Origin of the sequence: Halorubrum sp. 2020YC2 (assembly GCF_018623055.1) — an archaeon.
Taxonomy (GTDB): domain Archaea; phylum Halobacteriota; class Halobacteria; order Halobacteriales; family Haloferacaceae; genus Halorubrum.
This window is the reverse complement of the sequence record NZ_CP076019.1, coordinates 1,177,372-1,189,554: the sequence shown is the minus strand read 5'-3', so window position 1 is coordinate 1,189,554 and position 12,183 is coordinate 1,177,372. Positions and strand designations below refer to the sequence as shown.

The 12,183-nt window shown below is 65.7% G+C and carries 14 protein-coding genes; 6 read left to right on the top strand and 8 right to left on the bottom strand.

Annotated features, from left to right (window positions below):
* Positions 1-7: 7 nt before the first annotated feature.
* Complete coding sequence (locus KI388_RS05835) at positions 8-988, bottom strand: hypothetical protein (protein WP_215088413.1); 981 nt, start codon at positions 986-988, stop codon at positions 8-10.
* 442 nt (positions 989-1,430) lie between these two features.
* Between KI388_RS05835 and KI388_RS05830 the strand changes: the two genes are divergently transcribed.
* From KI388_RS05830 to KI388_RS05820, 3 genes are all read left to right on the top strand, one after another.
* Entirely contained in the window at positions 1,431-1,568 is a 138-nt protein-coding gene (locus tag KI388_RS05830; RefSeq protein WP_215088412.1) for a hypothetical protein, read from the top strand.
* Positions 1,569-1,685: 117 nt separating this feature from the next.
* Positions 1,686-2,429, top strand: a complete 744-nt coding sequence (locus tag KI388_RS05825) for an SDR family oxidoreductase (RefSeq protein ID WP_215088411.1) — start codon at positions 1,686-1,688, stop codon at positions 2,427-2,429.
* A 58-nt stretch (positions 2,430-2,487) separates the two neighbouring features.
* A complete protein-coding gene (locus KI388_RS05820; protein ID WP_215088410.1) occupies positions 2,488-2,925 on the top strand; it encodes a hypothetical protein in 438 nt (145 codons plus the stop codon).
* Between the two features lie 108 nt (positions 2,926-3,033).
* Here the strand turns inward: KI388_RS05820 and KI388_RS05815 are convergent, their stop codons facing one another.
* The 4 genes from KI388_RS05815 to KI388_RS05800 form a co-directional block, all read right to left on the bottom strand.
* Entirely contained in the window at positions 3,034-3,723 is a 690-nt protein-coding gene (locus KI388_RS05815) for a UV DNA damage repair endonuclease UvsE (RefSeq protein WP_251133251.1), read from the bottom strand.
* A gap of 332 nt (positions 3,724-4,055) precedes the next feature.
* On the bottom strand, positions 4,056-4,256 hold the full coding sequence (locus KI388_RS05810; protein WP_215088409.1) for a hypothetical protein: 201 nt from the start codon (positions 4,254-4,256) through the stop codon (positions 4,056-4,058).
* An 80-nt stretch (positions 4,257-4,336) separates the two neighbouring features.
* Entirely contained in the window at positions 4,337-5,041 is a 705-nt protein-coding gene (locus KI388_RS05805) for an SDR family oxidoreductase (protein ID WP_215088408.1), read from the bottom strand.
* A 362-nt stretch (positions 5,042-5,403) separates the two neighbouring features.
* A complete protein-coding gene (locus KI388_RS05800) occupies positions 5,404-6,159 on the bottom strand; it encodes an SDR family oxidoreductase (protein ID WP_215088407.1) in 756 nt (251 codons plus the stop codon).
* Between the two features lie 932 nt (positions 6,160-7,091).
* Here KI388_RS05800 and KI388_RS05795 point away from each other — a divergent pair.
* Positions 7,092-7,730: an IS6 family transposase gene (locus KI388_RS05795; protein WP_215088406.1), complete on the top strand. Its 639-nt coding sequence runs from the start codon at positions 7,092-7,094 to the stop codon at positions 7,728-7,730.
* On the opposite strand, the gene KI388_RS05790 is transcribed toward KI388_RS05795, so the two are convergent.
* From KI388_RS05790 to KI388_RS05780, 3 genes are all read right to left on the bottom strand, one after another.
* Complete coding sequence (locus tag KI388_RS05790; protein ID WP_215088405.1) at positions 7,727-8,158, bottom strand: hypothetical protein; 432 nt, start codon at positions 8,156-8,158, stop codon at positions 7,727-7,729. The genes KI388_RS05795 and KI388_RS05790 overlap by 4 nt on opposite strands.
* Positions 8,159-8,278: 120 nt before the next feature.
* Positions 8,279-9,121 (bottom strand): translation initiation factor eIF-2B, encoded by an 843-nt coding sequence (locus tag KI388_RS05785; RefSeq protein ID WP_215088404.1) that lies wholly within the window; start codon positions 9,119-9,121, stop codon positions 8,279-8,281.
* 91 nt (positions 9,122-9,212) lie between these two features.
* A complete protein-coding gene (locus KI388_RS05780; protein ID WP_215088403.1) occupies positions 9,213-9,962 on the bottom strand; it encodes a DUF726 domain-containing protein in 750 nt (249 codons plus the stop codon).
* Between the two features lie 261 nt (positions 9,963-10,223).
* Here KI388_RS05780 and KI388_RS05775 point away from each other — a divergent pair, with 261 nt between their 5' ends.
* Both KI388_RS05775 and mch read left to right on the top strand, forming a co-directional pair.
* Positions 10,224-10,715, top strand: coding sequence for a hypothetical protein (locus tag KI388_RS05775; RefSeq protein ID WP_215088402.1), 492 nt, complete (start codon positions 10,224-10,226; stop codon positions 10,713-10,715).
* A gap of 515 nt (positions 10,716-11,230) precedes the next feature.
* Complete coding sequence (mch, locus tag KI388_RS05770) at positions 11,231-12,169, top strand: methenyltetrahydromethanopterin cyclohydrolase (RefSeq protein ID WP_215088401.1); 939 nt, start codon at positions 11,231-11,233, stop codon at positions 12,167-12,169.
* Positions 12,170-12,183: the final 14 nt, after the last annotated feature.

Here is a 12,183-nt window from a genome sequence, read left to right as displayed (position 1 = left end):
CGGGCGGTCAGCGGTCGGCGGCGACCTGCGTTCCGACCTCGTCTCGGTCCGCGCGGATCCGGTCCGCGAGCTCCGCCACCTGCGCCAACACCGGATAGCGCGGGCCGTCGGCGGGCCCGTAGAGGTAGCCGTAGAACGTCCGCTCGTGGTCCTCGTGGAGGTCCGGCGTCAGCGGCGGGTCGTCGAGCGAGCGCTGCCGGTCGACGGCGAGGCCGTCGCACTCCCGTTTCAGCTCCCCCAGCCGGTTCCAGACGTCTATCGCCGCGTCCGTCTCGCGGCCGGGACCGACGCCCTCCAAGTGGGCGAGCAGCCGCTTGCGGCGGCGGTCGATCCCCGAAAGCGCGGTCTCCCGGTCGGCCAGCTCGGTTATCTCCTCGTCTATCGCGCCGGCCAACCGGTCGCGCGCGTCCGCGGCGCGCCGACTCCGGTCGACGAGCGCCGACTGGGTGCCGCTCGATAACCCGCCGTCGGACGCCAGCGCGGTCGCGGTGTCCGGGCCGAGTTCGGCCGCTAGGCTCTCGGCCGCCGTCTCGTCGTACTCGTCCCGGTAGTGGGACAGCGACAGCACGGTGTCGTCGTACGCGGCCAACACCCTGCGGAGTGTCACGTCGCCGCCCGCCGGCCCGCCGCCCGACTGGATCCCGCCGCCGGCCGCGCCGATGCCGCCGAGCGCGCCGGCCGGCACGCCCGACGGGGTCGAGTCCGTCGCGACCGAGACCGTGTCCAGTTCGGCCACTCGGTCGGCAAACGACTCGAACGCGTCCCGCTCGTCGAGGACGCGGCGTCGCTCCCCCCGGCAGGCAGCCTCGGCGTCGCGGACGTACGCGAACGCGAGCAGCGCGAGGATCCCGGCGAGCGCGACGGCCGTGACCGCTCCCGGCTCGGTCGCGGCCGCGCCCAGTTCGCACCAGACGTTCGAACACCCCGCCGCCGTCACCCCCTGATCGGGGATCTGAAAGATCGCCGTCGGACCCGTACGTACGCTCATTACGTCTGTTAACACGTTACACGCACAAAGCGTTTTGGTCCGCGCGCGGGACGAAGACATCGGATCGACGCGGACACGGTAGTGGACGATACGTATCGGGAAGCTTCGCCTCCCGGCTACCGTCCGGTCGGATGCTATTCTTCCTTTCCGGACGTCCTCAGTTCGACCGGCGTCGGGGTGGCGGTGCTCGCGCGCCCGGGTTCGTTCGTCGGGAGCGGCGCGCTCGGCGGCTGCCTCACCGACGAGACCGTGGGAAATCACCGGATCGGTGACGACATCGGTTGGGAGTCGACGCCGGCGAGGTCACCCGTCTTTCGGCGCGCGACTGAGCGCGCATCGGTTCTGGGCCCGGCAGCGGGAGCGGTAGGCGCGGTAGTGAGCGCCTGAGAGACGGCTTCGGCCGACCATTTAATTATCTGTAGCCATCATGCTATCACATACCATGTGCCATGGTCACACTCCCAGCGAGTGGTCTTGGGAAGACGAAGAAGAGACCGAAGACGTCAGCGAGCACCCGTCGCTCTCTGAGACGGAACCCGCAGAGGACGTGGAGATACTCACCGACGGCGGAGACGAGTAGCCGGTTCGGTGAGCGGTGAGAAGCCGGGGCGTGTGAGCGCGTCTCATCGGACCGCAACCCGGCGGTGTCGCGGCCGACTCAGGAACGTTTACCTGCCGTCCGACGTTTACAAAGTCCATGGATTCAGTCCCGGATCTGAGCGGACGAACGGCCCTCGTGACCGGCAGTGCGAAACGGGTCGGCCGCGAATTGGTGCTGTCGATCGCCGAGTGCGGCGCGGACGTCGTCGTGCACTACAACGAGAGCGACGCGGCGGCGGCCGCCACGGCCGACGAGGTCCGCGACCGCGGCGGGGTCGCGATCACCGCTCAGGGCGACATCACCGATCCGGCGTCCGTGGACGAGCTGTTCGAGACGATCGAGTCGGAGCTCGGATCGGTGGACGTTCTCGTCAACAACGTCGGGGATTTCGACTCGCGTCACTGGACCGAGATCGAATGGGAGTCGTGGCGGAACGTCGTCGAAACGACGTTTTACGGCACCGTGCTGTGTTCCCGCCGTGCCGTTCCCGCGATGTGTCAACAGGAGTGGGGGCGGATCGTCAACATCGGGTTCGCAGACAGCGACCGAATGCACGCCCACCCGGTGAACTTCCCGTACTTCGTCGCGAAGACCGGCGTTCTTATGTTCACGCGCATGCTGGCGACGGACACGCGCGACGACGGCGTCACCGTCAACGCCGTCTCCCCGTTCGCGGTCTCGAACACGGATGCGGGCGTCGACGCGTTCCCGCGGGGGCGTCCCGCGTCGTTCGAGGACATCGCCGCCCCGCTGCGGTTCTTCCTGAGCGACGCGGCCGACTACATCAGCGGGGAGAACGTCGCCGTTGACGGCGGACGGATGCCCGAGTTCGACGGCTGAACCGGATCGGCGCGACACACGCCGCGATCGAGACGCCGGTGTGAGCGATCGAGTACGTATGCCTGCCGACACGTCAGACGACGACCCGCGGACGATTCCCGTCGATCCGGCGGTCCACGTCGAAACGTTTGCGACCCATCAGACGCTGACGTGGAAGGCCGGTAGCCGGTCGCAGTTCGTCGAAGCGGTCCGTGTGCTTGACGCGGTGCCGCCGACGGCGTCGGTAGTGGTTGACGACACGGCCGTGGCCGGGCGGCAGCGTCGCTCGCTCTCGGATATCGAGAGCGAGAGTGACACCGCGACGTACCTTCGGATCGAACCGGACGCCCCGTGGACGCTCTCGTGGGAACGGCGAACACAGCCGATCGTTTCCGTGAGCGGAACCCCATCAGCGACGCTGTGCCGCCGTGTCCACCGCCGCACGACCGACTGTTCGGCGTGGAGCGACGAGGCGGTCGCAGCGCTGTACGGGCTGACGACGGACGAGACTCCCTGATCGATGTCGCGGCTCCGCGGCCGATGTCGACGGTGCGTGCCGTGCGGTCGACGGGTCAGCGGTCTGACGAACCGAGCCGCCGGTCGCCTCGTGTGCGGCACGGCCGCCCTACGCGCCGTCGCGGAGTCGCAACACGGCCCGTTCTTTGCCGTCGGCTTCGATCATGATGTCGGCGTTCGCCGCCAGCCACGCCGGCAGATCCGCGACGAACTTGGCGTGCGCCTGCGGGCGCGCGGTCGGGTCGCGCAGGCGCGCCGGCTCGGAGTAGTGCGCCATCGGCCGGACGTCGCCCCACGTCTCCGCCGCGAGCTCGAACGCCTCGCGGTACGTGGTGCCGCGGTCGGTGAACGAGTGGTGGTGGTAGTCGAACACCACCGGCACGCCCGTCGGCTCGCTGACCAGTTCCACGAGCTCCAGCACGCTCCACAGGCTTTCCTTGTCGTCGTTCTCGACGGTCAGCCGCGCCCGGGCGGCGTCCGACAGGCTATCGACGAACGCGCGAAAGCGCTCGGCGGTCGCCGCGATATCGCCGTACGTCGCGCCGATGTGAACCGTGATGCCGTAGTACGGCGTGACCGGGAGCCCCAGCAGGTCGAACCAGTCGGCGTGGTACTCTAAGGCCCTCCGGGCGCCATCGCGGGCGTCCGGTGAGTCGCTCGCCGGCTTACACCAGTAGTCGGGGTGAAACGTGAGCCGCATGCCGGCCTCCGTGATGAGGCCCCCGCAGCGACGCGCGAGGCGACGGATCTCCTCGTACTCGGGTAGTTCGGAGAGCTCGAACTGCGAGTCCCACGGGATCAGTGATGACGCACAGCGGTAGGCCCGAATGTCGTGCTCGTGATTTCACGCGAGCAGTTCGTACAAGTCGCTGAGGTTCTGTTGCGCGAGCGTCGAGACGTACGAGAGGCCGCGCTCTTTGAACGTCTGTTTCTGTATGCCGCGCGTACATCGCACCGGGGGATCGCGGCCGCGAAGCGTCCGATTTAATCCCGGGTACCCGATCATTATCTCTCCTTACGATCGTGGCCGTTCATGCTCGTTCGACACAGCGCCGGCACGCCGTCGCCCCACCCACCTCACGCCGAAACGAACGCTCGCGTCGGCGGTCGGGCATGCTCGCAACGACACGGTTACTCTTCGACCGACTCTTTGACCGGGCGGACATCCTCGACGACGCCAGTCCCATACGATCTCGACGTACCGTCTGCGAGGTCGAACATGTACATGCTCCCGACAAACTCGTAGTCGGCGACCGGCAGCTCTGACGTGAGCTCGCCGTCGTACTGTTCCTCGCTCGTGAGTACCGCAATATAATTTGGTTCAGGTACCACATGTATCGTTAGGCGTGGCAGTTCATAACGGTTCCACCTCCAGGCGGGGTCGGACGTCGACGACCCGCTCGGTCGTCCCGTCAGGCCTCGCCGTAGACGGGAATGGACGCGCCACTCGTGACCGATGCGGCGTCAGAACAGAGGAACAGGATCACCTCAGCGACGTCGGCGGGGGCGACCCACTTGTCGCTCGGCGTCATCATCTCGCGGTTCATCGGAGTGTCTAACACGCTCGGCATGACGCAGTTCGCTCGAACAGTCCCGAGGTTCTCCTCGGCAACCGTTTCCGTCATGATCCGGACGCTCGCTTTCGTCGCTCGGTACACCCCGTCTCCAGTGCCGCCCTCAAGCCCAGACCGCGCGGAGACGCTCACCACCGACCCTTCCGTCGCTTGAAGCGCCGGGAGCGCGTGTTTCGTCGCCAGAAACATGGTCTTGAGGTTGATGTCGAACAACATTTCGAACAGGTCGGTGTCGGTCTCTTCGACCGGATCGCCGCCCCGCCACGTCCCGGCGACGTTAACCAAACAGTCGATCTGGCCGTGATCGCTCACGACCTGATCGATCGTCTCCGCGACGACCGCTTCGTCGGTGAAGTCCGCCTGATAAAACGCGACGTTCTCTCGCGACTCGAGCAGCGAGTCCTCCGAGTCGATGTCGACGATGTCACACGCGGCGACAGCCGCTCCGGCGTCGGCGAACGCGGCGGCGACCGCACTGCCGAGCGCTCCGCAACTCCCAGTGACAACGGCTACCTGATCGCTGAAATCGAATACAACGCTCATACCCATTTATCAACGTTTTATCATCATAAAAAGAGGGTTGATATCCGCCGCCTGAAGACGGAGCGATCCAGAGTGCTGGAGATTTCGGTTGACCCTTCCAGCGGACCCCGACACGGTGAGAGTCCGTGTACCGTTCACGAAGTGATCGGGACTGCTGGGAGTGTCAAGCCACTCGTGCTCCTACCCTCTATCGACCGGACTCCGGAAGTTGTTTGTACCTCGGGGAGTCCGGCCGGCCTCGGCGGCGGTACGTGACTTCTCGATCGGCTAGTGGCTGTGTCCGATCGAGGAGAAAGCCTCGCGCTGCGGCGCGGGGTAGATGCCAGCGACGAGACGCAGAGACCGCGTTCACCAGAGAGCGTTCAGAACCGTTCGTAGATGTCTCGACGGTTCAGATCCAGTTCCGTGACGGTTGTCGGGGGATCCCGTCTGGCGGCGTACGTGACCGCCGCTGCGACGTCGGAGGGGTCGAGCGTTGCGTCGTCGTCGAGGGCGTCCCAATTGGAGCGGTCACGGAATTCGGAGCCGAACTCGGTGGTCACACCTGACGGGTTGACGAGTGTCACGCCGACGCCGTCCGGGCCCACGCGCCCGGCGACGCTGAGTGCGAATCCACGAAGCCACCACTTCGAGGCTGCGTATACTGGGGTCGACGTGCTCGGGTGTTTTCCCTTGTAGCTCCCGACAAACACGAGCGAGCCGTCCGTCGAACGGAGTTCCGACAGGACCGCGCGTGTCGTGTAGTACGCGCCGTGGACGTTTGTCGCCGTCACGCGTTCGAACTGCTCGATCGGCAGTTCATCGATGGGAACATCGCGTCGCTCCCCGATACCGGCGTTGACGACCGCCGCATCGAGCCGGCCGAACCGTTCGACCGTGGCGTCGACGAGTGCTGTCACCGCGTCGGCGTCAGTCACGTCCGTCGGAACAGCGGCCGCGTCGACGCCCGCTGCCCGACAGTCGTCCGCGACTGACATCAGTGCCGCCTCGTCACGGGCCGCGAGGACGACGTTCGCGCCGGAAGCGGCGAAACGCCGGGCAGTCGCGGCGCCGATTCCAGAACTCGCGCCAGTGATGAGGGCCACATCTCTCGCCGAGGTGTTCGATGACGAATCCATACGTATACACGGGGGTGAGACCACTTAGTGGGAGCACCAACGTCACCAGCGAGCGACGGGCAATCGGCAGTTAGCACGTCTCCAAGAACATATCACCGATTAAGGATTTCACGTATGGAAACGCTACTAGTTAGCCAAACCACGGCTAACAACAAAATGATCACGCCGTCTGGGGATCTGCTTCTTCCACAGCCGGTAGGCGGTCGAAACGTGTGTGCGGTGCGGTCGCTGTCTAGCGATAGCAGATGCCAAAGAAGGGCCCCGACCGACCGCTGAGGGCCGCTGATCTGGCGGCCCTCAGCTCCCTCGTCTGTCTGCCCGGCCAGTGGTCATCATCATTCGGAGAGGCGATCGTGTGACTCGGGACGCCAGCACGTGAAGCAGTGATTCACGTATTCGGGCTTTCCCGGATGCCGCGCCGCGGCATCCGGGCTGTAGCGCCCATGGCTCGACTTCTTTCGCGCATGGACCAGTCAACAGGACGTGCTCGATGGCACGGAATCCTTATTGGCATTCGTCTTTACATAATACTTTCAGTAATACTCAGCAGACGCTGGTTTCGGGCAAATTTCGTCCGTACACCCTTTCAAAGCTCCAGAAACACTGGTTTTCAGCGTTTCTTATCGTCTGATTTCGTAGCGAACAGCGTCTCAGCCAATAGAACTGACTCTCCGACTATTTTGAGTTATAATTCTAACCTTGAGTATTACCAACGGTGTTAGCTAAAGACGAATGGCAGATCCCGTTTCTCACAGAGTTACTACCTATTTTGAGTTTATAAATTGGCTTTCCCGAACCCGGCGAATACTCTCGCAGTCTTGCGTTTCTGCTTAACTTAAGCCGACCTCCAATTGTTCCCCTAATAATAAATACAAGGATGCCAACCTCATCGCGTTAAGTTAGAGGATGAGGCGGACGAGTTCTGAGTGTCTATGGCAGAATTCGACCGCCTCAGCGAACGTATCGCGTGGATCGACTTGTCGTTTGTGGAGCGAGATCGAACGCCGCGCTGGGCGATTGAAGTAGGGATCCGCTGTCATTTGGCCGGTATGTCACTACGTGAGGTAAGTAAGCATCTTGAACTGTCTGGGATCAAGCGGAGTCACGTCGCGATCCATAACTGGGTTCATAAAGCTGATCTACAGCCGATCTCGACCGTCTCCGAGGATCAACTCGCGGTTGAGGAAAAGATGATCCGCCTCCACGGCCAGAAGTTCTGGCTGTACGGCGCGGTTGATCCGCAGACGAACGAGATCCTTCACGTGTGTCTCTATCCGACCGCAAATAAACAGACGACGCGATGGTTTCTCACCGAGCTTCACCGGCGCTATCAGCTCGATAGCGTGGAATTTCTCGTCGATGACGCAGACTATCTCGGATCAGTTCTCGCTGAAGACGGCTATCGATTTCAACTCATTCAACATGGAAATCGGAACGCTATTGAACGTGTCTTTTGGGAAATAGAACGACGAACATCATCGTTTGCGAATAGTTTCAACAATGTCGCGTTAGGGACAGGTCAAAACTGGCTCGAAGCCTTCGCCGTCTACCACAATTCACGCCAAACTTAACGCGACCACCCAATACCGGTACCGGTCGCTCGAAACCCGATTCCCTCATCGTTCAGAAAAGCAACAACGACTGGGTATAGCTCCCGTGCGTCTCTTTTTAGCTCCTGTATCTCGTCTAGTTCCGCTACCATCTCATACGAGACCTCACCGCTGTCGACTCTTTCCGGATCGAGGCCGATCCACGTGGCTATCGCTCGGTCGTCCTCGTTCGCATAGCGGCGTATGACTTGACAGAAGTCGAACGGATCTTCCGGACGCACGCCGCGTTGAACGACGGATTCCGTCAGTTCGTATCCCCGTTCGCGTATCCGTTCGTCGAGACCTGCGAACTTCGTGGTGTCGGAGACGCGCTCCAAGAGCGTATCGCGTTTCTGCCCGACCACCTGCTGCCTCGAATTTTCGCGACTGTTCTCGCCGTCTTCGTCCATTTTGTATCGTTGTTCTGGAATTGAAAAATCGTATTTACTTATACTCACTCTCCGGTACACGTTACATGGGGTGGTACGCGGGCGTCCGCTCGAATCCGTTCGTCCGTCCCCGATATCGACTCAGTTCCGGACGCCGTCGTCGGTGATCACGGTGTCGATCATCCCGATGGGGGTGGCGTCGTAGCTCGGGTTCTCTATCTCGACGTCCTCGACCGGCTCGCGCATCACCTCGACGGCGTCGCGGAACTCGTTTTCGAACCGGAACTCCTCGATGGTCTTCGCGCCGGAGCCGACCGCCGTGACGGGGACGCCGAGTTCGCGGGCGGTGACGACCAGCGGGAAGGTGCCGATCCGGTTGTAGTACGTCCCGCCGGTGATACAGGTGATCCCGAGGAGGACGCGGTCGCAGTCGCGGAGGGCATAGCCCATCGCGCTGTCGACGACCATCCGCGTCTCGACGCGGGACATCCCGGCGAGGACGCGCGCGGTCTTGCGGCCGAGGGTCCGCGGGCGCGCCTCGGTGACGTAGACGGTGAGGTGCGCGCCGTCGCGCGCCGCGTTCTCGATGGCCTCCAGCACCGTCGTCGAGTAGTCGTGGACGAGCAGCGTGTCGCCGTCCTCGATGTGCTCGGCCGCGTTGGCGGCCGCCTCCCCCTTCGCGGTCTCGATGTCCTCGGTGACGCGGGCGATCACGTCTTCGAGCAGTTGTTTCGCGCCCTCGACGCTCGTCGCCTCCCCGACGATGGACCGCTCGACCTCGCGCATCGCGTTGTGGAGCGCGGCGTGGGAGGGGTTCGACCGGCGCAGCACGCCCGCGTTGTGTTCGAGGTCGCGCTCGAACTCGTCGACGGTCACGTACTCCCGGTCGAGGAGGTCCGCGAGCGAGCGCGTCGCCTTTACGGCCACCGCCGACGTGCTGTGGGTCCGCATCGCCCGGATCTCGGCGACGGTCTCGTCGATCATGCCCGAAGGGTCGACCGCGCCGGTAAAAGGGGTTCCGGGGGCGTGCCGGCGAGGCGGGCCGGCGGCGAGGCGCTCCGGCCGGGCCGGCGGACTACTCGAACCCGAGTCGGCCGACCGCCCGCGGCAGACACCCCTCGCCCGGCTCGACGTACGAGTAGTGGTCCGCGACGAGGTCGGTGACCTCGACGTCGATGTAGCCGGCCGGCGCGGTCGCGGCGTCGGGGAGCCCGCCGTGGCCGACCGCGCGGGTCCGGTCGGAGGCGCGGTACACCCAGCCGAGGACGCGGTCGTTGCGGCTGTGGAAGTTGTAGAGCGGGGCGTCGAGCGAGGCGATCGCGGAGCCGTAGCGTCCGTCGGTCCCGGCGCTCCCCTCGGGGATCGCCCCGCCGAACAGCGACGCCGAGGCGAGGACGCCGGTCCGCCCGCGCTCGTCGAGTTCGCGGAGCGTCTCGCCAGTCACCCGGGCGCCCAGCGAGTGCGCAAACAGGTGGACCGGGCGCCCGTCCTCGTCCGCCCACGCCGTCAGCCAGTCGGCCAGCGGGACGGCGTTCGCCTCGGCGGTCTCCTTGGCGGGCTCCCAGTCGTCGTTCGACGCCCACGAGTAGCCGACCACGGGACGGGCGCTCTCGCCGTCGCCGCCGCCCGTCCCGTCGCTGTCGCCCGCTGTCTCCGTCGCGGCGGCGAGCCCCAGCCGGGCGGTGTACGCCTGATTACGAGCGGACTCGGCGTCCGCGCCGAGCCCGTGAACGAACAGGACCACGGAGTCCGCTCCGTCGAACGCCCACGAACCCGACCGCTCCGTCGGGTCGTCCTCGTCGAGGCGCCCTCGCGTCGACACCATCGGCTGCGCCTCGGGGGCCTCGTACCCGCCGGCGTCGCCGCCGAGCGCGTTCGCGACGTAGAGCCCGCCGCCGCCGAGGAGGCCGACGCCGCCCGCGACGCCGTACAGGAGCCGCCGTCGCGTGACGAGTCCGGAGGGGTCGTCCGATGCGTCCGAGCCGTCGGCAGGGGTATCGGATGAGATACCGGATCGTCGGCCAGGGCGATCAAATACCTGACGCGGCGGCGACGGCTGTTTATCAATGGGTCTCGTATGCCCGGTATGAGCTACCCGGTCACGTACTACTGTCCCCACTGCGGGACGCTCGTCGCGCTCGAACGCGAGGGGTACCTCGCGGACAAGTCGGTGACGCCGTACCCGTTGGAGGGGTGGTCCTACGTCGCGCCCACGGAGCCGTTCGACGCGGAGGAAGGAGGTGAGAATGACGGTGAGAGGGATGACAACGCCGTTGAGGCGGACGGCGTCCGGTTCGTCTGCGGCGAGAGCGACGGCGTCGACTGGGACCCCCACGACGGGGTTCGGGGGACCGACGTCGGCGGCGACGAGCCGTATCGGGAACCCGACGCCGAGGGCGTCGGCTGCGGCGAGGCGTTTTATCTGTCTTTCGTCCGCTACGAGGAGGGCCGGGAGATCGACCCGGAAGCGGAGTCGGAGCCGGTCGAGATCAACCCCGACCCGCGGCCGAGCGGTCCCCGCGGCCCGCCCGGTCCCGGGGAGGCCGGCGGCCCGAGCGACTCCGACGGATTCTGGTGACTACTTAACCGACGGCTCCGCGGAGCATTTATAAGTGACAGACGGCGGGCCGCGGGTGAACGCCTCCAAGGCCCCAGCACTCGGCTATACGTCACTACTTTCCGATCGACGCTGAACACTACCAAAGCCCCAGCCGCGACGGCTCGCGCGGCTTGCTGCGTTCCTCGCTCGGTCGCTGTCGCTCCCTCGCTGCGGTACTTACTGCGCCGTGCTTCGCCCTCGCGGCAGCGAGACGCTACGCGTCTCTGGCAGCCGGCGGCGAAGCCGCCGGCGACTGCCCCTTTGAGTCCCTCCCGCACCGCACAGCACCGCGGCCTCACACCTCCCCAGCCTCGCGGTTCGCGCTCTCTGAGCGCTCACCGCGTCCCTCGCGCGTGCTCCTCGCGGCCGCCTCCGGCGGCCACTCGGAGGCACGCGCCACCGCACAATTCATTTATAAATAACACCATGTGGCTCCCGAGAGTTCCCGAGTCGAACAGCCAAACCCCTTAACCGGGGAGCCAGTAGGCTCTCGTATGGAGAGCATCAACCGGACCGCGATCGAGTTAGTCGACGAGGCGCTCGATTTCGCCGGCGAACTGGACGTCGTCGGCTACGAGCTGGACAACGGCGCCACCGTCGTGGACTTCGGGGTCGACGCGGCCGGCGGGGTCGAGGCGGGACTGCTGCTGGCGGAGATCCAGACCGCCGGGCTGGCGAACCTACAGACGCGGATGGGGCGGCTCGCGGGCGCGCCACGCCAGTACGTCGAGCTGTCGACCGACCACCCGGCGGTCGCGCTGCTCTGCTCGCAGAAGGCGGGCTGGGAGGTCACGACCGAGGGCGGCTTCGAGGGGCTGGGCTCCGGGCCGGCACGGGCGCTCGTCGGTCGCGAAGCGGAGTTCGAGCGCGTCGGCTACTACGACTCCGCCGAGTTCGCCACGCTGGCGATCGAGTCGACGACGCTGCCCGACGAGGCGGTCGCGGAGCAGGTCGCGGAGATGGCCGAGGTCGACGCCGAGGGCGTGTTCCTCCCGACGTTCGCCACCGGCTCGACCGCCGGCTCCGTCACCACCGCGGCCCGCGCCGCCGAACTCGCCGTCTTCCGCCTGCTGGAGGTCGGCTACGAGCCGACCGACGTGCTCCACGCCTCCGGATCCGCGCCGCTCGCGCCCCCGACCCGCGACGAGACCGAGGCGATGGGCCGGACCAACGACGCCCTGGCGTACGGCGGCGAGGTCCACCTCCAGGTCGCGCGCGACGACGACCGGTTCGACGAGATCGTCTCGACCGCGAGCGAGGAGTACGGCACTCCCTTCGTCGAGGTGTTCGAGGACGCCGACTGGGACTTCTACGAGGTGCCGGAGAGCGTGTTCGCCCCGGCGCAGGTCACGGTCGACGTCGTCGACGGTCCCGTCTACACCGTGGGCGAGACCGACGAGGAACTGCTCGCGGAGTCGTTCGGCTACCGCTGAGCCGCGACAGGCCT

Excerpts from the sequence above, each read along its gene's own strand:
- KI388_RS05780 (WP_215088403.1), bottom strand. The coding sequence starts at position 9,962 with ATGGTGTCGACGCGAGGGCGCCTCGACGAGGACGACCCGACGGAGCGG.
- KI388_RS05800 (WP_215088407.1), bottom strand. The coding sequence starts at position 6,159 with ATGGATTCGTCATCGAACACCTCGGCGAGAGATGTGGCCCTCATCACT.
- KI388_RS05825 (WP_215088411.1), top strand. The coding sequence starts at position 1,686 with ATGGATTCAGTCCCGGATCTGAGCGGACGAACGGCCCTCGTGACCGGC.
- KI388_RS05795 (WP_215088406.1), top strand. The coding sequence starts at position 7,092 with ATGGCAGAATTCGACCGCCTCAGCGAACGTATCGCGTGGATCGACTTG.
- mch (WP_215088401.1), top strand. The coding sequence starts at position 11,231 with ATGGAGAGCATCAACCGGACCGCGATCGAGTTAGTCGACGAGGCGCTC.
- KI388_RS05790 (WP_215088405.1), bottom strand. The coding sequence starts at position 8,158 with ATGGACGAAGACGGCGAGAACAGTCGCGAAAATTCGAGGCAGCAGGTG.
- KI388_RS05805 (WP_215088408.1), bottom strand. The coding sequence starts at position 5,041 with ATGAGCGTTGTATTCGATTTCAGCGATCAGGTAGCCGTTGTCACTGGG.
- KI388_RS05775 (WP_215088402.1), top strand. The coding sequence starts at position 10,224 with ATGAGCTACCCGGTCACGTACTACTGTCCCCACTGCGGGACGCTCGTC.
- KI388_RS05830 (WP_215088412.1), top strand. The coding sequence starts at position 1,431 with ATGTGCCATGGTCACACTCCCAGCGAGTGGTCTTGGGAAGACGAAGAA.
- KI388_RS05820 (WP_215088410.1), top strand. The coding sequence starts at position 2,488 with ATGCCTGCCGACACGTCAGACGACGACCCGCGGACGATTCCCGTCGAT.
- KI388_RS05835 (WP_215088413.1), bottom strand. The coding sequence starts at position 988 with ATGAGCGTACGTACGGGTCCGACGGCGATCTTTCAGATCCCCGATCAG.
- KI388_RS05785 (WP_215088404.1), bottom strand. The coding sequence starts at position 9,121 with ATGATCGACGAGACCGTCGCCGAGATCCGGGCGATGCGGACCCACAGC.